Raw genomic sequence first — 23,955 nt, 5'->3', positions numbered from 1 at the left:
TTCGAGCGAGTCTATCGACGGGCCGAAGGGGGGTCGACCACGGCCGAGTCGTGGTCACGGTGGCGTCGGGCCCGCCACCAGGCGACGCCGAGGGCGAGGGCGACGGCCCCCGTCACCGCGGCGACCGGCCAGGCCTGCGGCACGAGGACGAGGACGAGGACCGCGCACAGGGCGTCGAAGGCGGCGACGGCCGGGTAGACGGCACGCGCCGTGACCTCCTTCGAGCGCTGCATCACCTGCTCGACGGGCTCCTCGGGGTCCGAGCCGAGGATGGTCTTGATGTGCCGTGCGCGCGTCGCTCCGGCGACGGCGAGGTTGACCCAGAACAGCGCGTAGACGACCGGGAAGACCTGGAGACCATCTCCGTCGAGCACCAGCAGCAGCGACTTGATGAAGAAGTTCAGCGTGAAGGCGAGCCCGACCCAGGCGACGACGCGCGACCAGGTGAGCTGCTGCTCGTACACCTCACGCCGCTGCTCCGGTGTCGCACCGCGCGGGTCCCAGACCCCGCTCGTCGGGGCCGGGTCGGTCCACCGCGACGGGGACGACCCCCGCGGTGTCGAGGCCGACGACGGGCCCGACCTCGGCCGCCGCGCGCCGGCGCGCGGCTCGCCCCGACGCCCCGTCGACGCCGACGTGCGGAAGACGTCGTCGCTGTCCGAGACCCGCCGCTCCCGCGGGGCGCGGCGGGCTCCCCCTTCGTCCCCCGTCATGGCCGCAGGCTAGCCAGCGAGAGACGGTCGGGCACCGCTCGTCGGCCGACGAGATGACCTCGAGGTGACCACCTGGTGGCCGCTGCGCCTCTCGCCGTGCGGACCGGGGCCGGGACCACTACGTTGACGCGCACCGGGCGCCGCCGGCGCTCACGGCAGAGCAGGGGACAGATCATGAGAGCACCACGCACGCTGGTCGTCGGGGCGGTCGCCGCCTCGATGCTCGCCGGCACGCTCGCCACGGCGAGTGCCGCGCCCACGACGAGCAGCGCACCGAGCGCCGCTGCCGTCAGCACCGCGACGAAGCCGTCCGAGAACGCCAAGCTCGACAAGACCGCGACGCCACGGCTGCGCTGGTTCAGCTGCTACGGCGGCGCCGAGTGCGCGAAGGTCGCGCTGCCGCTGGACTACGACAACCCCAAGGGCGCGAAGACCGACGTCGCGGTCCTGCGCACCAAGGCGACCGGCAAGCGACTCGGCACGCTCTTCGTCAACCCCGGCGGCCCCGGCGGCTCGGCCACCGAGCTCGCCTACTTCGCCGACCTGTGGGCCAGCCCGACCATCCGCAAGAACTTCGACGTCGTCGGCGTCGACCCGCGCGGCATCGGCTTCAGCGACACCGTGCAGTGCCTGCCCGTCGAGGAGCAGGACACGACGTACGCGCCGCTCGCCGATGCCTTCCCCGTCGGCTACACGAAGCAGCAGCGCTACATGCGCTCGATGAAGAAGATCGCCCGTGCCTGCTCCACCAACACGCTCGCCACGGCCATGTCGACCGCCGAGGTCGCCCGCGACATGGAGATGGTCCGGCGGGCGCTGGGCGAGGGCAAGCTCAGCTACATCGGCTTCTCGTACGGCACCCAGCTCGGCACGACCTACGCGAACATGTTCCCCTCCAACTTCCGCTCGATCGTCATCGACGGCACGATCAACCCGCGCTCCTGGTCCGGCATGCCGTGGAACAAGAGCCGACCGCTCGACTTCCGGCTCGGCTCGGGCAAGGGCGCGTGGACGGCGATGCGCCAGATCCTCGCCGAGTGCCAGAAGGCCGGCGAGGCCCGGTGCGACTTCGCCGCCGTCGGCGACACGCGCAAGCGCTTCGACGAGCTCGCGGCACAGCTGGAGCGCAAGCCCCTGCGGGTCGTGGACCCCTACACGGGCGAGAAGTACTCCATCGACTACCCGACGATGGTCGGGACCCTGCTCAGCGCGATGTACTCGTCCGACGCCCCGCAGTTCGTCGACTCGCTCCTCACCGAGCTCGACTACCTCGCCACCGAGGCGCAGGGCGGCACGGCGAAGACCCCGGCCCCGACCAAGGCCTCCCGCAAGGCCCTCCTCGCCGCCGTCTCGAAGGCGACCGGGGTACCCCGCCGCGACTTCGCCTACGACAGCTCGCTCGACGCCTTCCTGTCGGTGACGTGCACGGACTCGCAGGAGACGACCCGCCTGGCCGACTACCCGCGGTACGACACGCAGTCCGAGACGACGGCGCCGCACTTCGGCAGGGTCTGGCTGTGGAGCTCCTCCGGTTGCGCCGGCGACGCCTTCACCGGTCAGGACGAGGACGCCTACGTCGGTCCCTACGACCGGTACACGCCCAAGGGTGTCCTCATCGTCGGCAACTACTGGGACCCCGCGACCGCGTACACCGGCGCCGTCGAGACCCGCAAGGTCCTCGGCCGCTCCCGCCTCGTCTCCAGCGACTCGTGGGGCCACACCGCCTACGGCGTGTCCGCCTGCGCGACGAAGGCCGTCGACACCTACCTCGTCACCGGCGCCTCGCCGCTGCGCGACCGCACCTGCCCGGCGGAGTCGCCGGCCTTCCCCACCCGTGAGGAGGAGGCCCGGGTCAGCGCGCCCCAGGTCGCCGAGACCAAGAGGCTGCCGAAGGCCCCGGCGGGCCAGTCCTTCCCGGAGCCGACCGTCGTGCGCTGAGCGACGGCCCACCCGGGCGAAGGGGGCGTGGACAGCCGTCCACGCCCCCTTCGTCGTGTGCGGACGGTCACCCTCGCCTGCGCGCCCGGGCCCGATCGCGCGGATGTGCCTGTGCCCGGCGCGCCGCCCCACTACGTTGGGCGGCGTCTGAGCGCCGTCGGCGCCCACCGAAGAAGCAGGGGAACCACCGATCATGAGAGCACCACGCACGCTGGTCGTCGGGGCGGTCGCCGCCTCGATGCTCGCCGGCACGCTCGCCACGGCGAGCGCCGCGCCCACGACGAGCAGCGCACCGAGCGCCGTCGCCGCGAGCACCGCGACGAAGCCGTCCGAGAACGCCAAGCTCAACAAGACGCCGACGCCGAAGCTGAAGTGGTTCCGGTGCTATGCGACCTCGGAGTGCGCCACCGTCAGCCTCCCCCTGGACTACGACGACCCCACGGGCCCGAAGACCAGGGTCGCCGTGCTGCGCACGAAGGCCACCGGCAAGCGCGTGGGCACGCTCTTCGTCAACCCCGGCGGGCCCGGCGGGTCCTCGACCGACCTCGCCCAGGCAGCGAGCAGGTGGGCCAGCCCGACGATCCGCAAGAGCTTCGACGTCGTCGGGGTCGACCCGCGCGGCATCGGCGCGAGCGACAACGTGCGCTGCCTGCAGCCCTGGCAGCAGCAGTCGACCTTCGCGCCGCTCGAGGACGTCTTCCCCGTCGGGTACACGAAGCAGCAGCGCTACATGGGCTCGATGAAGAAGATCGCCCGCGCCTGCTCCACCAACAAGCTCGCCACCGCGATGTCGACCGCCGAGGTCGCCCGTGACATGGAGATGGTCCGGCGCGCCCTCGGCCAGAACAAGCTCAGCTACATGGGCTTCTCGTACGGCACCCAGCTCGGCGCGACGTACGCCAACATGTTCCCCTCCAACTTCCGCTCGATCGTCATCGACGGCACGATCAACCCCCGCTCCTGGTCGGGCACGCCGTGGAACAAGAGCCGTCCGCTCGACTTCCGCCTCGGCTCGGGCAAGGGCGCGTGGAAGGCGATGAAGCAGGTCCTCGCCGAGTGCCAGGAGGCCGGCTCCCCGCGCTGCGAGTTCGCCGCCGTCGGCGACACGCGCAAGCGCTTCGACGCCCTCGTCGCCCAGGTCCAGCGCACGCCGCTCGTGCTGAGAGACCCCGACAGCGGCCAGAAGTTCACGGTCGACTACCCCACGATGATCGGCGCGCTCCTCAGCGTCATGTACGGGTCCGACGCCCCGACGCAGGTCGACGCCATCCTCACCGAGCTCGACTACGCCGCCACCGAGGCGCAGGGTGGCCGGGCGAAGACCCCGAAGCCGACCCGCGCGTCGCGGCAGGTCCTCCTCGCGGCGGTCGACGACGCGGTCGGTGCGCCGGCTCGCGCCATGTACGACAACTCCTACGACGCCTTCCTGTCGGTGACGTGCACGGACTCGCAGGAGACGACCCGCCTGGCCGACTACCCGAGGTACGACACCCAGGCTCAGACGACGGCCCCGCACTTCGGCAAGGCCTGGCTCTGGAGCTCCTCCGGCTGCGCCGGCGACGCCTTCACCGGCCAGGACGAGGACGCCTACGTCGGCCCGTACGACCGGTACACGCCCAAGGGTGTCCTCATCGTCGGCAACTACTGGGACCCCGCCACCGCGTACACCGGCGCCGTCGAGACCCGCAAGGTCCTCGGCCGCTCCCGCCTCGTCTCCAGCGACTCGTGGGGCCACACCGCCTACGGCGTCTCGAGCTGCGTCACCAAGGCCGTCGACACCTACCTCGTCAGCGGCTCCTCGCCCGCGCGCGACCGGACGTGCGCGGCCGAGACCCCGGCCTTCCCGACCCGCGAGGAGCGGGCCCGCAAGACCGCTCCGGAGATCGCGGAGATGACCGAGCTGCCGAAGGGGGCCGGGGACCAGACCTTCCCCGAGCCCGTCGTCGTGGACTGACGCCTCGACGACCCCATGACGAAGGGGGCGTGGACAGCCGTCCACGCCCCTTCGTCGTGCTCGGGCGGTCAGCGCCCCGCGGGCACGAAGGGGGTGCCGGTGAGCCGCTCGTAGGCCTCGACGTAGCGGGCGCGGGTGGCGGCCACGACCTCGTCCGGCAGAGCCGGCGGAGCCTCGCCCGAGTGCCGGTCCCAGCCGGAGGCGACGGAGGTGAGCCAGTCGCGGACGTACTGCTTGTCGTAGCTGGGCTGGGGGTGGCCGGGCTCCCACGCGTCGGCCGGCCAGAAGCGCGAGCTGTCGGGGGTGAGCACCTCGTCGGCGAGGACGATCTCGCAGGCGGCGCCGCGCGCGCGGATCGCCTCGCCGAGGTCCTCGCCGGGCGCGAGGTCGAGACCGCGCAGGCCGAACTCGACCTTCGTGTCGGCGAGCAGGATCCCGCGCTCGGCGGCGACGTCGTTGCCGCGCGCGAGGATCGCGATCGTGAGATCGCGCACGCGCTCGGCGAGCTCAGGGCCGATCTCGGCGACGACGCCCTCGAAGGGGATCGGCTCGTCGTGCTGGCCCATCGGCGCCTTCGTCGAGGGGGTGAAGACCGGCTCGGGCAGGCGCGAGCCGTCGACGAGGCCCTCGGGCAGCGCGACACCGCTCACCGAGCCCGTCGCCTCGTACTCGGAGAGCCCGCCGCCGGTGAGGTAGGCGCGGGCGACGCACTCGACGGGCAGCATGTCGAGCCGCTCGACGAGGACCGAGCGGCCGGCGACCTCGTCGGGCACGTCCGTGCTCACGACGTGGTGAGGCAGCAGATCGGCGAGCTGGTCGAACCACCACAGCGAGAGCTGCGTGAGCACCGCGCCCTTGTCGGGGATGGGGCTGTCGAGGACGAAGTCGTAGGCGCTCATCCGGTCGCTCGCGACGAGGAGCAGCCGGTCCGCGCGCGCCTCGCCCGCGTCGTCGAGCGGTGCGTAGAGGTCACGGACCTTGCCCGAGTAGACGTGCGCGAAGCCGGGCAGGGTGGGGTGCGAGCCGTCAGCCATGCGCCCATCCTGCCGTGACTCGCCCTCACCCGAGCAGTAGGTCCGCGATCACCCCACCCGCCTCGACCTCCGCCTACCCCTCCGTACGTGGGGTGATCACCCCACGTACGGAGGGGTAGGCGGAGAGCAGGACGGAGGCGAAGGGGGAGGGAGGGCGACGGGGGCGTCAGCGCAGGCGGCGGACGGCGGCGGCCGCGAGGCCGGCGGCGACGAGGGTGGTGCCCAGGACGAGGAAGGGCACGGGCGCGACGAGCACGGCGTAGGCGCGGTAGGGCAGACCGGCCTCGAGGACGCTCTGGCTGATCGCCCGGGAGACCGGCCCCGGTGCGCCGAGAGCCAGCGCGAGCACGACGGTGAGCACGCCCGCCAGGACGGTGCCGACCGAGGACCACGCGGTGACCGCCGCCCACAGCAGGGCAGCGAGCAGGAGGACGACGAGCGCGGCGAGCAGCAGGCCGAGCGACCGCTCGCCTCGGGCGTAGACGCCGCGCTGCCACTCCCCGGCGAGAGCGATCCCCACGACGGTGAGGAGCCACGGCGCGACCGCGACGAGCGGCGAGAGCGCGCGGGCGAGCCCGCGCGAGCGGGGTCTCCCCTCGAGGCGGTACGGGCTGGCGTCGTCGGTCGTGGTCGTCACGGGTCCCCCTTCGGTCGGCTGGCGCCATCCTGGCACCCGGCTACCCACCCGTAGGTGGGGTGATCACCCCGCTTACGGGTGGGTAGGCGGGGGCGAAGGGGACCCGCTCACCCCTCGCGCAGGGCGTCGGGCCAGCGTCGGGCACCCGAGCCGGTGGCGGCGAGCTCGTCGTCGGTGTTGTAGATCGGGCACCGGGTGGTCGACAGGCAGCCGCACCCGATGCAGCCGTCGGCCGTGTCGCGCAGCCGCTCGAGCGCCTCGATGCGCTCCTGGAGCACGTCGTGCCAGCGCCGCGAGAGGCGAGCCCAGTCCCCCTTCGTCGGGGCCCGGTCGGCGGGGAGCGTGTCGAGCGCCTCACGGATCTCGGCCAGGCTCAGCCCGAAGCGTTGCGCCGCGCGCACGTAGGCGATGCGGCGCAGGGTGTGGCGCGCGAAGCGGCGCTGGTTGCCTGCCGTGCGGGTCGAGCCGATGAGCCCGCGCTCCTCGTAGAAGCGCACGGTCGGCACGCTGATGCCCGCGCGGTGCGCGATCTCGCCGACGGGGAGCAGGTCGTCCTTGTGCCGCTGGTCCACGTCCCGACGATAGCGGTTGACCTCAAGCGGGCTTGAGCATCGAGCATCAGCGGCATGACCGCCGAGTCCCCCACGACACCCCCCACGACGGCGCCCGCCGACGTCCACGCGCCCTCGCGCGACCGCCTCCTGTCACCCGCCCACCTGCCGATGGTGCTCGCCGCCCTGTGCGTCGTCACCCTCGGCGCCTACGAGAACAGGGCGGTCACGACCGTCCTGCCCGTCGTCGCCCGAGAGCTCGACGGGCTGCAGTGGTACGGCCTGGCCACGGGCGTCTCGAGCCTGACCTTCCTCGTCGCGACGGCCGTCGCCGGGGTGCTCGGTGACCACCGCGGCCCGCGCACGCTCATCCTCACCGGGGTCGTGACCTTCGTCGTCGCGCAGGTGCTCACCGGGCTCGCCCCGTCGATGCCGGTGCTGCTGCTCGGCCGCGCGACCTCGGGCGTCGCCGAGGGGCTGCTCGACATCGGTCTCGTCGTGCTCGTCGCCGACGTCCTGCCCGAGCACCTGCGCGCCCGGGTCTTCGCCGGCTTCGCCGTGGCGTGGGTGCTGCCCTCGCTGCTCGGCCCCTTCGCCGCGGGGCTCGTCGCCGAGCACTGGGGGTGGAGGGCGGTCTTCGTCACCCCGCTCGTCCTCCTCGCCGTCGCGCTGCCGCCCCTGCTCACCGCGCTGCGCGACGCCCTCCCCCGCCCCGGTGGTCGGTGGCGCGCTCGGGACCGCGCGACGGTCGGGGCCGCGCTCCTCGTCGCCGCCGCCGTCGGCGCCCTCACCTGGGGCACGGCAGCGTGGGCGACGTCGACCCTCGCCGCTCCGACGGCGGCCGCCGGAGCCGTCGTGCTCGTCCTCGCCGGGCGCCGGCTGCTCCCCGCCGGCACGGCGACGCTCTCGGCCGGCATCCCCGCGGCGGTCGGACTGCGCCTGCTCGTCAGTGCGACCTTCGCCGCGATGGGCACCTACCTCCCGCTGCTCCTCGTCGAGGTCCACGGCACCGGGCCACGGCTGGCCGGGACGAGCCTGGCGGTGACCGGGGTGTGCTGGGCCCTCGGCTCGAGCGTGGCGAGCGGCGACGCCGTCCGCGAGCGCACGAGCGCGGTCCAGCGGTTGCGCGCCGGCCTGCTGCTCATGGCCGCGGGGGCGACCGGACCGCTCCTGCTCGCCCTCGGCGCGATCGGGCTCGCCCCCTCGATGATCGGGTGGTGCGTGAGCGCGCTCGGCATGGGCGTCGCGACGAACACGCTCAGCGTGCGCACCGTCGAGCTCGCACCGGCGCAGCGGCAGGGCGAGGTCAACGCCGCCGCGACGCTCGCCGCCGCCATCGGCACCGCCCTGGCGACGGCCGGCGGCGGCGCGCTCGTCGCGGCGCACGCGGACCACCTCACCGGGTCCCCCTTCGCCGTCGTCGTCGCCGGCGGCGCCCTCCTCGGCCTCGTCGGGGCCGCCGCGGCCCACCGGGTCGGCTCCCCCTGACGCCGAGCCCCGCTCGCCGTCCGCGAGACCCGGTCGTCGCGGGTCGGCGACGACCGGGGGTGACGGACGACGAGCGGGTCTCGGCGAGGGGTGCCGGGACGCCCGGGGGTGAGGGGGTGCCGGGGCGGGCAGGGCGAAGGGGGGACGAACGGTCAGCGGGGGGTGCGGATCTCCCCGCGGGCGGCGCGCAGCGCGATGTCGGTGCGGTGGTGGCTGCCCTCGAGCTCGACCTTCGCGACGCCGGCGTACGCATGCTCGCGCGCCTCGTCGAGGTCGGCGCCGAGGGAGACGACGGAGAGCACGCGGCCACCGGCGCTGACGACGGTGCCGTCCGGGCCGGCGGCTGTGCCGGCGTGCAGCACGTAGGTGTCGGTGTCGCCGACGAGCTCGAGACCGCCGATCGGGTCGCCGGTGCTCGGCGAGGCCGGGTAGCCCGCCGCCGCGACGACGACGGTCACCGACGCCTGCTCGCGCCAGCGCAGCGGCTCGACCTCGCCGAGGCGGCCCTGGGCCGCTGCGTGGAGGAGCCCGCCGAGCGGGGTCGCGAGACGCGCGAGCACGGACTGGGTCTCGGGGTCGCCGAAGCGCACGTTGAACTCGATGACCCGGGGCCCGCGCGAGGTCAGCGCGAGGCCGACGTAGAGCACCCCGACGAAGGGGGCGCCCCGCCGCCTCATCTCGTCGACGACCGGCTGCGCGACCCGGGCGACGACGTCGTCGACGAGCCCCTCGGGCGCCCAGTCGAGCGGCGAGTACGCGCCCATGCCACCGGTGTTCGGCCCCTCGTCACCGTCGAAGACACGCTTGAAGTCCTGGGCGAGGTCGAGCGGCACGACCCGCTGCCCGTCGCAGATGCAGAAGAGCGAGGCCTCCGGGCCGTCGAGGAACTCCTCGACGACGACCTGGGCGTCATCCCCCTTCGCCAGGCAGGCCAGGCCGTGGGCGAGCGCGGCACCGCGGTCGTCGGTGACGACGACCCCCTTGCCAGCCGCGAGCCCGTCGTCCTTGACGACGTACGGGGCGCCGAAGGCGTCGAGCGCCTCGGCGAGCTCGGCCTCGGTGCGTGCCACGTGGGCCAGGGCGGTCGGCACCTCGGCGGCGGCCATGACCTCCTTCGCGAAGGCCTTGCTCCCCTCGAGGGTGGCCGCGGCCCGGTCGGGGCCGAAGCACGCGATGCCGGCGGCTCGCACCGCGTCGGCGACGCCCGCGACGAGCGGGGCCTCCGGGCCGACGACGACGAGGTCGACGCCGTGCTCGCGGGCGAGGTCGGTCACCGCCTGCGGGTCCTGCGCGTCGACCGGCACGCAGAGCGCGACGACGTCGATGCCGGGGTTGCCGGGCGCCGCGACGACGGCGTCGACGGCGGGGTCGACGAGCAGCGCGCGGACGAGGGCGTGCTCACGGGCACCTGATCCGATGACGAGTACCTTCACGCCCCGCAGCCTAGGACGCGAACGGCGGGGGCGACCTCAGGGTCGCCCCCGCCGAGACGTGCGAGGGGGGCGCGAGGGAGCCAGCGTGCAGGGGGGTCTCGCTGGCTCGACCTCGCGCCCCGATCGCTCGCGCGGGACCAGGGGGGGACGTCCCGCGCAGCGAGCCGACCCGAAGGCCAGCAGATGCGAGTGTGACCAAATCCGAGGGCGAAATCAACCTGACGCTGTCGGTCTTCCGACGATGTCGGCTAGTCGCCATACTTCTCGTCATGTCCGCGCCCGACCTCCCGGTCCACCTCGACGTCGCGATGCCCGAGGAGGAGATCACCCGGCTCTACCTCGCGCTCATCCATGACCCGGCCGCGACGCGAGAGTCCTTGGTGGCCGCGGGGATCAGCGCCGCGCAGGTCGACCTCGGGCTGCAGATCCTCACCCACCGGGGCCTGGCCGAGGTCGACGTCGACGGGGTGATCTCGATCCCTCCTCCCGAGGGTGCCCTCGCGGCCTACACCGCCGAGGTCGAGCGTCAGCTGCGCCGGGTGCGGGCCTCGGCACCCCAGCTCGGGCTCATCCACCGCAGGGTCCGCGCGCTCGAGGACGCGCGCACGAACCCGCTGCGCGCCAGCACCTTGGACTCCCTCGCCGAGATCCGCTCGGCGAGCATCGCCGTCGTCGCGGGCGCCGAGCGCTCGATCCTCGCGATGCGCGCGTACGGCGAGCGCAGCATCCAGCTGCTCACCTCGCCGCTCGTCGACCACGACAGCCCCACCCTCGACAGCGCGGGCCAGCCGCTGCGCTACCTCGCCGTCTACGACTCTCGCCTGCTCGAGCTCGACGACGCCCTGCAGACCCTGCGGCGTCGGCAGGCGTCCGGCGAGGACGTGCGGATCGCCGAGGACGTGCCCTTCTCGGCGATCGTCGTCGACGGGCTCCAGGCGGTCGTCGACCTGACGAACATCGAGCCCTCGGGCGCCGGGTCGGTCTCCCTGTGGGACAGCCCGCTCATCACCGGCATCGGCAACCTCGTCGAGCGCCTGCACGCCCGCAGCCTCCCGCTGCCCGCCGTCGACCTCGACGTCGACGGCGAGCTGTACTCGCAGCGCGACCAGACGATCCTCACCCTGCTCGCCGCCGGCGCATCGGACGCCAACGTCGCCCGCCAGCTCGGGGTGAGCGTGCGCACCGTCGAGCGGCGGGTCCGGGTCGTCATGGAGCGGCTCGGCGCCCAGTCCCGGCTCCAGGCCGGTGTCGAGGCCGTGCGGCGCGGCCTGGTCTGAGCGACGTCGGTGCCGGCGTCTAGACTTGATGGCTGCCCAGGTCGCCGCCGCGCGACACACGTGAGACAGGTAGAGCAGCAGACGTGACCGACGGCTCCCTTCGCCCCTCCACCACCGACGTCCCGCCGCACGTCGCGACCGAGATCGCGACCGAGCAGGCCCACCTCGACCGGGTCCGCGACGAGCTCGTCAAGGCCGAGACCCGCGCCGGTCTCGTCGCCACCGACGGCATGTCGCGCGGTCGCACCGATCGCACGGGCGACGTGCGCGACGAGGAGATGTCGGGCCTCTTCGAGCGCGACGCGCTCGTCTACCAGGCGGCCCGGCGCCTGGCCACGCTCGAGCACCAGCACGAGGGCCTCGTCTTCGGCCGGCTCGACATCGACCACGGCGACGCCATGGCCCCGGCCGACCGCGAGATCCGCTACGTCGGCCGCCTCGGCGTGCGCGACGACGAGTACGAGCCGCTCGTCATCGACTGGCGCGCCCCGGCCGCCTCCCCCTTCTACCGCGCGACCCCCGTCGCCAACCACGGGGTCATCCGCCGCCGGGTGCTGCGCTCGAAGGACGACACGGTCGTCGGCGTCGAGGACGACCTCATGGTCCCCGAGGCGCCCGAGGACATCGTCGTCGTCGGTGACGGCGCGCTGCTCGCGGCCCTGACCCGGGCCCGCGGCACGCGGATGCGCGACATCGTCGCGACAATCCAGGCCCACCAGGACGAGGCGATCCGCGCCAGCGACCGGGGCGTCACCGAGATCACCGGCGGTCCCGGCACCGGCAAGACCGTCGTCGCCCTGCACCGCGCGGCCTACCTGCTCTACAACGACCGCCGGCGCTACGAGAGCGGTGGCATCCTCGTCGTCGGCCCGTCGGCCGCCTACACGGCGTACATCGAGCGGGTGCTGCCCTCGCTCGGCGAGGACTCCGTGGCCCTGCGGGCCCTCGGCGACCTCGTCGACGCCATCGGCACCGAGCGCCTCGACACCCCCGAGGTCGCCGCGATCAAGGGCTCGCTGCGGATGCGCACCGTCGTCGCCCGCCTGCTCCAAGAGCCGGTCCCCGACGCCCCCACCGAGCTGCGCACCTTCGTCGGCGGCATCGCCATCCGCATCGGCGCCGACGCCCTCGCGTCGATCCGCCGTCGCGTCCTGCGCGACCGGACCCGCAACCAGGGCACGAAGGCCGCCCGAGAGATGCTCGCCGAGGCCGCGTGGGCCAGCCACCGCGAGGGCGAGCGCGACGAGTTCCTCGACGCCTTCGACGAGTCCATCGCCGTCGACTCCTTCATGGAGGCGTGGTGGCCCCAGGTCGACCCGCGCCAGGCCCTGCTGTGGCTCGCCGACACGGAGCGGGCCTACCGGATCACCCAGGGCGTGCTCTCCCAGGGCGACGCCGCGGCGCTGGCCCACTCGATGCGCGAGGCGCTCGAGCTCGGCACGTGGTCGGTGGCCGACGTCGCCGTCGTCGATGAGCTCGCCGTGCGCCTCGGCCAGGTCGAGGAGGCCGCCGACGAGGAGCGCGGCTTCTACGAGATCGACGAGCTCGACGGCCGTGCGGCCGAGCGCGAGCTGACGACGATGGGCTCGGCGGTCCGCGTCCGCGACGTCGAGAGCCACGTGACCCCGACGTTGGCCCGCGAGCGCCTCCTCACCGGACGGGTGGGCCGCCCCGGCTCCTACGCCCACGTCCTCGTCGACGAGGCGCAGGACCTCTCGCCGATGCAGTGGCGCATGGTCGGGCGTCGTGGTCGACGCGCGTCGTGGACCGTCGTCGGCGACGCCGCCCAGGCCTCGTGGGCCGACGCCCGCGAGGCCGAGGCGGCGCGCGAGGACGCCTTCGGCAGCAACGAGCGGCGTCGCTTCCACATGAGCACGAACTACCGCAACGCCCGCGAGATCTTCGACTACGCGCGCGACGTCATCCTGCCCGTCGTCCCCGACGCGGACATCCCCGACGCCGTCCGCGAGACCGGGGTCGAGCCGGTCGAGACCCGCTTCGGCGACGCCCTCGACACCTCCGCCCCCTCGGTCGACGCGGCCGCCCGCGCCGCCGTCGACGCGCTCGTCGACGAGGTCGACGGCTCGGTCGCGGTCATCGCCCCCGCCCGTCACCTCGAGCGGGTCGCACCGCTCGTCGCGCACGAGAGCGGCCGGGTCGTCGTCCTCGACCCGATGTCGACGAAGGGCCTCGAGTGGGACGCCACGGTCGTCGTCGACCCCGACGCGATCGTCGCGGAGTCCCCCGGCGGCGCGCGCGTGCTCTACGTGGCGCTCACTCGCGCCGCCCACCGGATGAGCGTGCTGCGCCCGACCGCCTGACCTGGGGGTCCCCCTCCGCCCGGGCGCGACGAAGGGGGCGACCCGGTGCGTGACGACGGGCCGCCCCCTCCGGGTGCGCTCAGCCGGACTTGCGGCGGAACATCTGCTGGGAGCCGGAGGTCTCCGGGCCGTGGGAGGACTCGACCTTGCCGTGCCCTCCCTCTGCCGAGACGTCCCGGCCCGCATGGGCCTGCTTGCGCTCCAGCGCCTGCCGGAACTTCTCCTTGACGTCCTCGGGGGCGCTCTCGTGCTTGCTCATGCGCACCACCTCCTCGTGTCGGGGTTGCCGCGACGGCGCGTGCCGCCCGGAGCGACCACGCTCCCAGCCACGGCCGCCGGGCGCAACGCAGTATCGGGCCCGCCGGTACAGTGACGGGGTCGCGCGGCCGACGGCCGCGACGGGCACCCACCACCGACGAGGGCCGCAGGGCCACGAGGAGTACACATGCCGGCGATCGTGCTGGTCGGAGCCCAGTGGGGCGACGAGGGCAAGGGCAAGGCCACCGATCTCATGGGCCGCGACGTCGATTACGTCGTGAAGTTCAACGGCGGCAACAACGCCGGCCACACCGTGGTCATCGACGGCGAGAAGTACGCCCTGCACCTGCTGCCCTCGGGCATCCTGTCGCCGAACTGCACGCCGGTCATCGGCAACGGCGTCGTCGTCGACCTCGCCGTCCTCTTCGAGGAGCTCGAGGGCCTCACCGCCCGTGGCGTCGACGTGAGCAAGCTGCGGATCAGCGCCAACGCGCACGTCATCGCGCCGTACAACCGCACCCTCGACAAGGTGACCGAGCGCTTCCTCGGGTCCCGCAAGATCGGCACGACCGGCCGCGGCATCGGCCCGACCTACGCCGACAAGATGAACCGCACCGGCATCCGCGTGCAGGACATCTTCGACGAGTCGATCCTGCGCCAGAAGGTCGAGGCCGCGCTCGCGCTGAAGAACCAGGTGCTCGTCAAGGTCTACAACACCCGTGGCGCCGAGGTGGACCGCGTCGTCGAGGAGCTGCGCTCCTACGCCGACCGCCTCGCGCCGATGGTCGGCGACACGACCCTCGAGCTCGAGAAGGCGCTCGACGCCGGCCAGAACGTCCTGCTCGAGGCCGGGCAGGCGACCCTGCTCGACATCGACCACGGCACCTACCCCTTCGTCACCTCCTCCTCGGCGACGGCTGGCGGCGCGTGCACCGGGTCGGGCATCCCCCCGACCCGCGTCAGCCGCGTCATCGCGATCCTCAAGGCGTACACGACCCGCGTCGGCGAGGGCCCCTTCCCCACCGAGCTCTTCGACGACGACGGCGAGTTCCTGCGCAAGACCGGGCACGAGTACGGCACGACGACCGGGCGCCCGCGCCGCTGCGGCTGGGTCGACACCGTCATCGGGCGGTACGCGACGCGGATCAACGGCGTCACCGACTTCGTCGTCACCAAGCTCGACGTCCTCACGGGCCTGGAGCAGGTGCCGATCTGCGTGGCCTACGACGTCGACGGCGTGCGGCACGACGAGATGCCGGTGAGCCAGAGCGACTTCCACCACGCGACGCCCATCTACGAGACGATGCCGGGCTGGTGGGAGGACATCAGCGGGTGCCGCACCTTCGAGGAGCTGCCCCAGGCGGCGCAGGACTACGTGCTGCGCGTCGAGGAGCTCATCGGTGCCCGCGTCTCGGCGATCGGCGTCGGGCCGGCCCGCGACGAGATCATCCAGCGCCACCCCCTGCTCGACAGCTGACCGCCGGGCGCCCGCCCCACGACGCGGCGGGCGTCAGGCGCGGTCGTCGTGCGCCAGGGCCGCCCCGAGCTGGAAGCGGGTGTGCACCTGGTAGTCGTCCATGAGGCCGGCCACCCGCCGACGCACGGTGCGCAGCGCGACCCCCAGGTGGCGGGCGATGGCCTCGTCCTTGTAGCCGAGCGCGAGCAGCTCGACGATGCGCTGGTCGACCGGTGCGCCGTGGTCGCGCGCCGGTGTCGCGCTCCACACGTGGTCGAACCAGCCCTGGAAGGCCCCGATGAGCACGGGGTTGCGGATGACGAGGTAGGCCGAGCCGGGGTCGCCCCACGTCGAGGGGGTCACCACGACCTCGTCGCCGAAGATCGCGAACTCGTGCTCGAAGGTCTCGACGACGTGCTGCTCCTGCCCGGCGTTGCGCAGGGCGTCGAGCCGGCGGGTGCTGTCGGCCACGTCGATGACGGCCCGCGTGTAGATCGTGCGCTGACGCTGGCCGTCCCGGGCCCGGTCGAGCGCGTGGCTCGCGTGCTCGACGTCGGTCACCGCACCCACCTCGCCGTCGAGGAAGACGCTGTCGACCTGCCCGACCGACATCGCGATCCGTCCGAGGACCGGCGCGGCGACGGGCTGCTCGAGCACCTCGACGCCCAGGCGCACAGGAGAGTCCTCCGTCGCGACCTGGCTGCGCAGCGCGAGGAGCGCGTCACCGAGGTCGGCCAGCTCGTCACGTCGTCGGCCGAGCCGCTCGAGCTCGGAGGCGAGCATGGACTCCAGGCGCTGCAACGGGGAACGGGGGCCGATGCCGGGCACATCTGTCATCATAGTGCCAGTGTCATCTCGATGCCGAAAAGCGGGGTGCGTCAGGCGAGAAGTCGTGCACAATACAACTCATCGGGAGCACATCACCGGTTGCGGATCAGGGGACTTCTGCAGACGGTGTGGCTCCGGTACATGTCCACAGGGGGTGGCGTGTACCAGCAGGACCCGTGTCCACAGGGGGTGGCGCGGGCCCCGGGGCCCGGCTCCGGTCGTCATCGACCGGGCCGGGCCCCTTGCTGCGTCCCGGGGCTGTACTGAGCCCCCGGCACGACGAAGGGGGACCCCACCGGGGTCCCCCTTCGCGCTGCTCTCCGGTCGGCTCAGCCGAGCAGCTCGCGGGCTGCCTCGGGGGAGCTGTCGGAGAGGAAGGTGCGGCAGCGCTCCTCCTCGTCGACCTCGCCGATGGCGTCGGCGGCCCGGGTGAGCGCGGCCAGCGCGCGCAGGAAGCCGCGGTTGGGCTCGTGGCTCCACGGGACGGGTCCCTGACCGCGCCAGCCGCTGCGCCGCAGCGAGTCGAGGGCGCGGTGGTACCCGGTGCGGGCGTAGGCGTAGGCCTCGACCCGGTGGCCGTCGTCGAGGGCCTCCTCGGCGAGGACGGCCCAGGCCAGCGAGGACGTCGGGTGCGCCGCGGCGACGTCGGCCGCGGGCGCGCCGTCGGCGAGCAGCCCGGCGGCAGGGTCCTCGGGCAGGTAGGTCTCCGGGATGCCCAGGAGGTTCTCGCCCGCCACGTCAGGCCTTGACGGAGGTGCCGGCGGAGCGAAGGTTCTCGCACGCGGTGACGATGCGCGCGGCCATCGCGGCCTCGGCCTCCTTGCCCCAGGCACGGGGGTCGTACTGCTTCTTGTTGCCGACCTCGCCGTCGACCTTGAGCACGCCTTCGTAGTTCTTCATCATGTAGCCGACGACCGGCCGGGTGAAGGCGTACTGGGTGTCGGTGTCGACGTTCATCTTCACGACGCCGAAGTCGACGGCGTCGGAGATCTCCTGGGCCGTCGAGCCGGAGCCGCCGTGGAAGACGAGGTCGAGCGGGCGCTCGCCCTTGTCGGACCCGTACTTCGCGACGATCGCGTCCTGGCACTGCTTGAGGATCTCGGGGCGCAGCTTGACGTTGCCCGGCTTGTACACGCCGTGGACGTTGCCGAAGGTCAGCGCGGCCATGTACCGGCCCTGCTCGCCGAGACCGAGCGCCTCGACGGTCGCGAGGGCGTCCTCGGGGGTCGTGTAGAGCTGGTCGTTGATCTCGTTGGCGACGCCGTCCTCCTCGCCGCCGACGACACCGATCTCGACCTCGAGGATGATGTCGGCCGCTGCGGCGAGCGCGAGCAGCTCCTGGGCGATCTCGAGGTTCTCCTCGAGCGGCACGGCCGAGCCGTCCCACATGTGCGACTGGAAGATCGGGGTGCCGAAGGTGTCCTTGTGCTCCTGGCTCGCGGCGAGCAGCGGGCGCACGAAGCCGTCGAGCTTGTCCTTCGGGCAGTGGTCGGTGTGCAGGGCGATGTTGACGTCGTAGTTCTTCGCGACCTCACGGGCGTAGGCGGCGAGCGCGAGCGAGCCGGTGACCATGTCCTTGACCGTCGGGCCGGAGAGGTACTCCGCGCCGCCGGTGGAGACCTGGACGATGCCGTCCGAGCCGGCCTCGGCGAAGCCGCGGATCGCGGCGTTGAGGGTCTGGCTGGACGTGACGTTGATGGCCGGGTACGCGAAGGAGCCTGCCTTCGCGCGGTCGAGCATGTCCCGGTAGACCTCAGGGGTGGCGATGGGCATGGCGTCGTGCTCCTTGTCAGCGATGTGTGGTCCTGCCCACGATCCTTCCACGTCGCCCTGCCACGCCGCTCCCCTGCCCGTCAGCTGCCCGAAGGGGGGACCCGGCGGGCCCGGGTCAGGCCGGCTCGAGCTCGAGCGAGCCCAGCACCTGGTAGAGCTCGTCGACCCGCGTGGAGGGCAGGTCGGAGACCGGCGCCTCGGTGAGCATGACGACGGCGAAGGTGTCGGGCGAGCCCTCGGGCTGGTGGAGGAAGGTCATGATCCCCGTGTCGCCCTCGTCGCCGCCGCCGTCGTCGACGAGCACGGTGAAGGTGCGACCGGCGACGTCGACCGTCGTCTGCTGGACGGTCGAGTCCTCCTCGGCGAGCTCGCGGTAGTCCAGCTCGCTCTCGACGAGGTCCATGCCGGGCTTGCCGCCGACGACGAGCTGGAAGGCGGTGCCGTCGTCGTCGCACCGCGCGCTCGAGGGCTTCGTCGCCTCGTAGCAGTCCGCGGGCAGGCGCCAGCTGATGCTCGAGGCCGCACCCTCGAGCGTGACGCCGGAGCGGGCCTCGCCGAGCAGGTCGTCGCCCGGGGCGTCGAGCGGCACGGTCGGGCTGCCCGGCGCGGCGGTCGCCGACGAGGACGACGACGCGGGGGGCCGGGAGGACCCGGCGTCCTGCGCGTCGCCCCCGCCGCAGCCGGCAAGGAGAGCGACGGCGGCGAGGGCGGTCGCCGCACGGGTCGAGGACGTGGTGATCACGAAGGGGCTCCTGGTGACGTCGGGGGTGGCCGGGTCACCGTAGACGAGCCGGGGCGCGAGCTCTCGACCTGCCCGGCGGGCGCTCGTCACGGCGCGACCAGAAGCGCCTCAGAGACCGGCCTGCCAGGCCACGATGCGCTCGAGAGCCTCGGCGACCGCCTCAGGGCCCGCCGCGAGGCTGAGCCGCACGTGCCGGTCGCCGGCGCGCTCGTCGAAGTCACCGCCCGGGGTGACGGCGACCCCGGTCGCCTCGAGCAGCGCCGCGGCGTAGGCGGCGGAGTCGGGCCAGCGCTCCAGCTGCGGTCCGAGGTCGGCGTAGTAGTAGAAGGCGCCGTCGGCCGGGGCCGCCTCGCCCCAGCCCAGCCGCGGCGCCAGCTCGAGCAGCACCTCGCGGGTGCGGGCGAAGCCGGCCACCGCCTCCTCGCACTCCAGCAGCGCCTCGTCGGTGAGCGCGCTGAGCGCGGCCATCTGCGCCGGTGCGGGCGGGCACAGGGCGATGTTGCCGGCGAGCGCGTCGACCGGACCGACGAGGTCGTGCGGCATGACGGCCCAGCCCAGCCGCCACCCGGTCATCCCCCAGTACTTGCTGAAGGAGCTGATGACGACCGCGTCGTCGTCGACCTCGAGCGCGCACACGCCGCGGGGGTCGGGCGCACCCGGCTCGGGGTAGGTGATGCCGTGGTAGATCTCGTCGCTGACGAGCCGCACCCCGTGCTCGGTGCACCACCGGGCGATCGCGGTGAGCTCGGCGCGGCCGATCATCGTGCCCGTCGGGTTCGCCGGCGAGGCGAGGACGAGCCCGGCGAGCGGCTGACGGGCGTGCACCTCGGCGAGCTGCTCGACGGTCGGCTGGTAGCGCACCTCCGGACCGCAGTCGAGGTCGACGACCTCGCAGCCGAGCCCGCTGAGGATGTTGCGGTAGGCCGGGTAGCCCGGTCGGGCGAGCGCGACCCGGTCGCCCTGGTCGAAGGCGGCGAGGAAGGTCAGCACGAAGGCCCCCGAGCTCCCTGTCGTCACCGCGACCCGCTCGGCCGGCAGGTCCAGCCCGTACCAGTCGCGGTAGTGCTGGGCGATGGCGCTGCGCAGCTCTGTCAGGCCGAGCGCCGGTGTGTACGTGAGGGGCTCGCGCGACTCGTGGATCGCGGCGGCGGCCCGCGACACGGCGGTCGGCGCACCCCCGGCCGGCTCACCGGCGCACAGCGAGATGACGTCACGCCCCTCCTCGCGCATCCGGGCGACCCGGGCGAGGACCTCCATGACCTCGAAGGGGGTGACCTGGCTGCGGCGCGACGGTGACGGCCTCGACATGGGGCCATCCTCCCCCGTCGCGCAGGTCCGGCGGCCGCGGCATCCACCCGGATCGAGGTGCCGTGCGTCTGACCCGGTGAGAGGGTGACCGGGTCAGGGGCGAAGGGGTGTCGATGGAGCAGGACCAGGAGGCGTTCACCGCCTTCGTCCGCGAGCGGTCGACGGCGCTGCTGCGCACGGCCTACCTGCTGACGGGCGACCGCGCCGACGCCGAGGACCTGCTGCAGGAGGCGCTCGTCGCCCTTGCCCGGCACTGGCGACGCGTGGCCCGCGAGGGCAACCCCGAGGCCTACGTCCGCACGGCCCTGCACACCCGCGCGATCGACGGCTGGCGACGGCGCGCGGTGCGCCCGCGCGTCGTCGGCGAGCCGAGCGAGCACACCCCGCTCGAGGGCGACGCGTACTCCGAGGCCGCTGCCCGGCTCACCCTCGCTGACGCGCTCGCCCGGCTAACCCCGCGGCAGCGGGCCGTGCTCGTGCTGCGCTTCTACGAGCAGCACACCGAGGTCGAGACCGCGCGGGTGCTCGGCTGCTCGACGAGCACCGTGAAGTCGCAGACCCGGCACGCCCTCGCCCGGCTGCGCACGCTCGCGCCCGAGCTGGCGCAGACCTTCGACCGTGAGGAGGTGCGGCGATGAGCACCTCGCTGCACGACGCGCTCGCCGAGCTCGCCGACGACATCGCGCCCGAGGACGTGCCGGGCGGGCTCGCCGAGAGCGCCTGGTCCACGGCGCGGGTGGAGCGTCGTCGCTCGCTCAGCCGCCGCTCGGTCGCGCTGCTCGCCGCGGCCGCGGTCACCGTGCTCCTCGCGTGGGTCTCCTTCGGCGGGGTGTCGCGGGTCGACACCCTGCCGGCGACGCCGACCGGGCCGGTCGGGTACCCCGAGCGGGTCCGCTTCCAGGCCGACCCGCCCCAGCTGCCCCTGCGCTCCGGCCCGGTGGCGGGGCTCATCTCGGTGGGTGTGGACGACGAGGCCGCCGCGGCGGACGACGCCCCGATCGGCTACCCGGTGGTCAACGGCGGGAGCTCTTGGCAGGCCGTGCTGCCGAGCGGCGAGCTGCGCAGCCTCGACGACGTCATCCCCGCCGGGGACCTCCGGCCCGACCAGGCCAGCGAGATCCTCGATCCCGTCGCGCTCTCCCCCGACGGGACGAAGATCGCCGCCGTCCGTCACACCGCGACGGTGCTCACGCGCTCGTCGACGAGGGACAGCACCTACGTCCTGCACGTCCACGACCTCCGCTCAGGCCAGCACCACGTCGTCGACGGCAGGGCGATCGGCCTGAACGACGAGCCGCAGAACGTCGTGTGGAGCCCTGACGGCAAGCACGTCGCGATCCGGACGAGCGCGAAGGGAGAGGGCGTCGCCGTCGTCACCGCCGCGGGTCGTGTCGTCGCCCAGGTCGACCGGGCGACCAGCCCGAACCGACCGAGGAGCGTGGCGTCGTTGTACCTCGCCGGCTGGAGGGACGACGGCACCGTCCTGCTCGTGACCCATGCGCAGCGTAGGAGCCTGTACCCCAGCGAGCTCGACGTGCGCACCGGTCGGCTCGAGCACCTCCCCCGTCAGCCGGCGAACGACCATCTCCTGACCTACGTCGACGGCTCGTACATCGCGCCTGGCGACGTCACCGTGCACCAGGGCGCCCTTGCCGTACTCGGCCTCGTCGGGGATGACCCGACCTGGACCTTGTACACCGATGTCGACCGACCGGACCGCTCGCCCAGCGCGGTCGCCTGCTGCCCCGGCGCCGGCGGCGAGTTCACGGACCGTCGCCTCTACTCGCCCGGCGGCGGCATGCTCGCCGTCGGCGACGTCGACGGGACTCGGGTCGTCGCGGGGTCCTTCTCCTTCGAGGGCGGCACGGACGACGTGCGCACGGTCGTCGATCCGTCCCTGCGCACCTCCGACATGGTCGTCGCCGAGGAGGTCTACGCGCGGGGTCGGGCGAGCAGCTCGCTCCTCGGCACCTGGGACCTGTGGGTCATCTGGCACCCGTGGTGGACCGCGCTCGGCGTCGCCGGGGCGGCCCTGGTCCTGTGGTGGATGCTGCGCGACAGCACCTGGGCGGTCAGGCCTCCGTGGCGAGAGCGCCGGCGAAGCCGAGCATGACGACACCGGTGCCGCCGTCGACGCCGCGGCGCACCCGGGAGCGCTGCAGCGCCCCCTTCGCCCGGTCGGCGGCGAGGACGACGCCGAGCAGGACGACCGCCCCGAGCGCGACGAGGGTCATCGCGTAGATGGCGAAGGTGAGCGCCGAGGCGTGCGCGCCGACGAACTGCGGGAGCACGGCGAGGTTGAACATCAGCACCTTGGGGTTGGTGATGTTGCTGAGGAAGCCCGAGCGCAGCTCGCGCCACGGCCGGCGGGCGCGCGGGCGCAGCCCCTCGACCTGCCAGCCCTCGCCGCGGCGCAGGGCCGCGCGGATCGCGACCGAGCCGAGGTAGACGAGGTAGGCGACGCCTGCCCAGCGGATCGCCTCGAAGACCGGCTCGGCGTGCGCGATGACCGCGCCGAGACCGGCGGCGGCGAGCAGCCCCTGCACGGTGCCGGCGAGGCAGATGCCGATCGCCGTCCACGTCCCCCGACCCCGACCGCCGACGACGGTGTTGCGCAGGGTGAGGAAGGTGTCGGGCCCCGGCGCGAGGGCGACGAGAGCGGCGAAGGCGACGAAGGACAGGTACTGGCTCACCGACGGAGCGTAGGGCCGCCCGAGCCCGCCGCACCAGAGATGTCAGGTATTCGGACTCAGGCGGGGGCGGGTCCCCCTTCGCCAGGCTCGACGGCATGACCACGCACACCGTCAGCCGCCTCGTCGAGGCGACGCCGCAGACCCGCAACCGGGTCGTCGATCTCTACCGGGCCGTCGCCATCACGGTCGTCGTCCTCGGTCACTGGCTCATGGCAGCGGTCGTCGTCCGCGACGGCGACGTCAGCCTCGTCAACACCCTCGAGCGGGCGCCGGTCCTCCAAGGGCTCACCTGGGTATTCCAGGTCATGCCCCTCTTCTTCCTCGTCGGCGGCTACGCGAACGCCACGTCGTGGCGCTCCGCGCGGGCGAAGGGGGCGACCTGGGCCGGGTGGCAGCGGGCCCGGCTGCGCCGCCTCATGACCCCGGTCGTGCCCCTGCTCCTCACCTGGCTCGTCATGGTGAGCGTCGCGCACGCCGCCGGGGTGCCCGCCGACCTGCTGCGCACCGCGTCGCAGACGGCGCTCGTGCCGACGTGGTTCCTCGCGGCCTACGTCCTCGTCGTCGCCGTCACCCCGGTGACCCTGCGGCTGTGGGAGCGCCTCGGCTGGTGGAGCGTGCTCGGCGGCCTGGCCCTCGGCGGGCTCGTCGACTACGTCTCGATCAGCACCGGTCAGGTGCTCGTCGGCTTCGTCAACTACCTCGTCGTCTGGGCGACGGTGCACCAGCTCGGCTACGCCTGGCGCGACGGGCGCCTCGACGGCACCGGCCGCCGGCTCGGCCTCTCGCTCGTGGGGCTCGTCGGCGTGACGACCCTCGTCGCGCTCGGGCCCTACCCGCTGTCGATGATCGGCATCGGCGGCGAGGTCGAGAACTCCTACCCGACGCGCATCACGATGGCTCTGCTCGGCATGGCCCAGATCGGGCTCGCCCTGCTCGCCGAGGCCCCGCTGCAGCGCTGGCTGCAGCGTCGCGGGCCGTGGACGGCGACGGTCGCGGTCAACGCCCGGATCATGACGCTCTACCTGTGGCACCTCACGGCGATGGTCGTCGTCGTCGGGGTCGGCGTGCTCCTCGGCGGGCCGGGGATGGGCATCGAGCCGGGCACGGCGCAGTGGTGGCAGACCCGTCCGGTGTGGCTCGTCGTGCTCGCCGCGGTCACCTTCGCCCTCGTCGCCTGCCTCGGCCGGCTCGAGAACCCTCCCGCCGAGACCCGACCGGCGCCGCGCACGTGGCAGCCGCTGCTCGCGACGGTGGCCGTCTGCGGCGGGCTCGCCGTCATGGCGAGGTCGGGCATCGTCGGTGACGGCGGCGTCCAGTGGGTGTGGCCCTTGCTGCCCGTCGCCGGGCTCGTCGCGACGCGGGTGATCCCCCTTCGCCGGCGGGCCGGGATCTGAGCCGACCGCGACCCGGGCAGACCACGCAGAGGCGCCGGTGCCGTCGTGTGACGGCACCGGCGCGCGCGGCGGTACGGCGTCGGCCGGCCGTCGAACCCCTCCGCGGTCATGCCCTCGTCGCCTGCCCTGGCCGCACGAGTGAGCCCCCTGTGCTCGC

Annotated in this window: 21 protein-coding genes; 9 read left to right on the top strand and 12 right to left on the bottom strand. The window is 73.6% G+C overall.

Annotated elements, in window-relative coordinates:
- Window positions 1–11: 11 nt before the first annotated feature.
- Window positions 12–713, bottom strand: a complete 702-nt coding sequence (locus ABIB53_RS12345; protein WP_354588375.1) for a hypothetical protein — start codon at window positions 711–713, stop codon at window positions 12–14.
- 174 nt (window positions 714–887) lie between these two features.
- Here ABIB53_RS12345 and ABIB53_RS12340 point away from each other — a divergent pair, with 174 nt between their 5' ends.
- Both ABIB53_RS12340 and ABIB53_RS12335 read left to right on the top strand, forming a co-directional pair.
- A complete protein-coding gene (locus ABIB53_RS12340; RefSeq protein WP_354588374.1) occupies window positions 888–2,651 on the top strand; it encodes an alpha/beta hydrolase in 1,764 nt (587 codons plus the stop codon).
- A gap of 193 nt (window positions 2,652–2,844) precedes the next feature.
- A complete protein-coding gene (locus ABIB53_RS12335) occupies window positions 2,845–4,605 on the top strand; it encodes an alpha/beta hydrolase (protein WP_354588373.1) in 1,761 nt (586 codons plus the stop codon).
- A 68-nt stretch (window positions 4,606–4,673) separates the two neighbouring features.
- Here ABIB53_RS12335 and ABIB53_RS12330 read toward each other — a convergent pair whose 3' ends face one another.
- The 3 genes from ABIB53_RS12330 to soxR all read right to left on the bottom strand — a co-directional run bounded on the left by ABIB53_RS12330 (window position 4,674) and on the right by soxR (window position 6,848).
- Window positions 4,674–5,639 carry a phosphoribosylaminoimidazolesuccinocarboxamide synthase gene (locus tag ABIB53_RS12330; protein ID WP_229299867.1) on the bottom strand — a complete coding sequence of 322 codons (966 nt, stop codon included), beginning with the start codon at window positions 5,637–5,639 and terminating at the stop codon, window positions 4,674–4,676.
- A gap of 166 nt (window positions 5,640–5,805) precedes the next feature.
- Window positions 5,806–6,276, bottom strand: a complete 471-nt coding sequence (locus ABIB53_RS12325; protein ID WP_354588372.1) for a hypothetical protein — start codon at window positions 6,274–6,276, stop codon at window positions 5,806–5,808.
- Between the two features lie 107 nt (window positions 6,277–6,383).
- Window positions 6,384–6,848 (bottom strand): redox-sensitive transcriptional activator SoxR, encoded by a 465-nt coding sequence (gene soxR / locus ABIB53_RS12320; protein WP_354588371.1) that lies wholly within the window; start codon window positions 6,846–6,848, stop codon window positions 6,384–6,386.
- A gap of 54 nt (window positions 6,849–6,902) precedes the next feature.
- On the opposite strand from soxR, the gene ABIB53_RS12315 reads away from it, so the two are divergent.
- Window positions 6,903–8,315: an MFS transporter gene (locus tag ABIB53_RS12315; RefSeq protein ID WP_354588370.1), complete on the top strand. Its 1,413-nt coding sequence runs from the start codon at window positions 6,903–6,905 to the stop codon at window positions 8,313–8,315.
- A gap of 152 nt (window positions 8,316–8,467) precedes the next feature.
- Here the strand turns inward: ABIB53_RS12315 and purD are convergent, their stop codons facing one another.
- Window positions 8,468–9,748: a phosphoribosylamine--glycine ligase gene (gene purD / locus ABIB53_RS12310; protein ID WP_354588369.1), complete on the bottom strand. Its 1,281-nt coding sequence runs from the start codon at window positions 9,746–9,748 to the stop codon at window positions 8,468–8,470.
- Between the two features lie 269 nt (window positions 9,749–10,017).
- Here purD and ABIB53_RS12305 point away from each other — a divergent pair, with 269 nt between their 5' ends.
- Both ABIB53_RS12305 and ABIB53_RS12300 read left to right on the top strand, forming a co-directional pair.
- A complete protein-coding gene (locus ABIB53_RS12305) occupies window positions 10,018–11,025 on the top strand; it encodes a LuxR C-terminal-related transcriptional regulator (RefSeq protein WP_354588368.1) in 1,008 nt (335 codons plus the stop codon).
- An 83-nt stretch (window positions 11,026–11,108) separates the two neighbouring features.
- Window positions 11,109–13,346 carry a HelD family protein gene (locus tag ABIB53_RS12300; protein WP_229299862.1) on the top strand — a complete coding sequence of 746 codons (2,238 nt, stop codon included), beginning with the start codon at window positions 11,109–11,111 and terminating at the stop codon, window positions 13,344–13,346.
- Window positions 13,347–13,425: 79 nt separating this feature from the next.
- Here the strand turns inward: ABIB53_RS12300 and ABIB53_RS12295 are convergent, their stop codons facing one another.
- The gene (locus tag ABIB53_RS12295) at window positions 13,426–13,605 is read right to left on the bottom strand and encodes a DUF5302 domain-containing protein (protein ID WP_068272198.1); all 180 of its coding nucleotides are present in this window, start codon (window positions 13,603–13,605) and stop codon (window positions 13,426–13,428) included.
- Between the two features lie 186 nt (window positions 13,606–13,791).
- Between ABIB53_RS12295 and ABIB53_RS12290 the strand changes: the two genes are divergently transcribed.
- A complete protein-coding gene (locus tag ABIB53_RS12290; protein WP_123093111.1) occupies window positions 13,792–15,081 on the top strand; it encodes an adenylosuccinate synthase in 1,290 nt (429 codons plus the stop codon).
- 33 nt (window positions 15,082–15,114) lie between these two features.
- On the opposite strand, the gene ABIB53_RS12285 is transcribed toward ABIB53_RS12290, so the two are convergent.
- The 5 genes from ABIB53_RS12285 to ABIB53_RS12265 all read right to left on the bottom strand — a co-directional run bounded on the left by ABIB53_RS12285 (window position 15,115) and on the right by ABIB53_RS12265 (window position 19,711).
- Complete coding sequence (locus ABIB53_RS12285) at window positions 15,115–15,900, bottom strand: helix-turn-helix transcriptional regulator (RefSeq protein WP_201467869.1); 786 nt, start codon at window positions 15,898–15,900, stop codon at window positions 15,115–15,117.
- Between the two features lie 317 nt (window positions 15,901–16,217).
- The gene (locus tag ABIB53_RS12280; RefSeq protein ID WP_123093107.1) at window positions 16,218–16,625 is read right to left on the bottom strand and encodes a DUF3151 domain-containing protein; all 408 of its coding nucleotides are present in this window, start codon (window positions 16,623–16,625) and stop codon (window positions 16,218–16,220) included.
- 1 nt (window position 16,626) lies between these two features.
- Window positions 16,627–17,661 carry a class II fructose-bisphosphate aldolase gene (fbaA, locus tag ABIB53_RS12275; protein ID WP_123093105.1) on the bottom strand — a complete coding sequence of 345 codons (1,035 nt, stop codon included), beginning with the start codon at window positions 17,659–17,661 and terminating at the stop codon, window positions 16,627–16,629.
- 115 nt (window positions 17,662–17,776) lie between these two features.
- Window positions 17,777–18,403, bottom strand: a complete 627-nt coding sequence (locus ABIB53_RS12270; protein WP_354588367.1) for a hypothetical protein — start codon at window positions 18,401–18,403, stop codon at window positions 17,777–17,779.
- Window positions 18,404–18,511: 108 nt separating this feature from the next.
- Entirely contained in the window at window positions 18,512–19,711 is a 1,200-nt protein-coding gene (locus tag ABIB53_RS12265; protein WP_354588366.1) for an aminotransferase class I/II-fold pyridoxal phosphate-dependent enzyme, read from the bottom strand.
- Window positions 19,712–19,824: 113 nt separating this feature from the next.
- Between ABIB53_RS12265 and ABIB53_RS12260 the strand changes: the two genes are divergently transcribed.
- Together ABIB53_RS12260 and ABIB53_RS12255 are read left to right on the top strand one after the other, a co-directional pair.
- A complete protein-coding gene (locus ABIB53_RS12260; RefSeq protein ID WP_201467874.1) occupies window positions 19,825–20,349 on the top strand; it encodes a SigE family RNA polymerase sigma factor in 525 nt (174 codons plus the stop codon).
- Window positions 20,346–21,824 (top strand): hypothetical protein, encoded by a 1,479-nt coding sequence (locus ABIB53_RS12255; protein WP_354588365.1) that lies wholly within the window; start codon window positions 20,346–20,348, stop codon window positions 21,822–21,824. The genes ABIB53_RS12260 and ABIB53_RS12255 overlap by 4 nt, the downstream gene beginning before the upstream one ends.
- Here the strand turns inward: ABIB53_RS12255 and ABIB53_RS12250 are convergent.
- Window positions 21,784–22,404: a LysE family translocator gene (locus ABIB53_RS12250; protein WP_191563555.1), complete on the bottom strand. Its 621-nt coding sequence runs from the start codon at window positions 22,402–22,404 to the stop codon at window positions 21,784–21,786. The two genes, ABIB53_RS12255 and ABIB53_RS12250, sit on opposite strands and share 41 nt — an antisense overlap.
- A gap of 95 nt (window positions 22,405–22,499) precedes the next feature.
- Between ABIB53_RS12250 and ABIB53_RS12245 the strand changes: the two genes are divergently transcribed.
- The gene (locus ABIB53_RS12245; RefSeq protein WP_354588364.1) at window positions 22,500–23,798 is read left to right on the top strand and encodes an acyltransferase family protein; all 1,299 of its coding nucleotides are present in this window, start codon (window positions 22,500–22,502) and stop codon (window positions 23,796–23,798) included.
- Window positions 23,799–23,955 lie beyond the last annotated feature (157 nt).

It is taken from the genome of Janibacter sp. UYMM211 (genome assembly GCF_040547045.1).
Lineage (GTDB): Bacteria > Actinomycetota > Actinomycetes > Actinomycetales > Dermatophilaceae > Marihabitans > Marihabitans melonis.
This window is presented reverse-complemented; position numbering and strand designations above follow the sequence as displayed.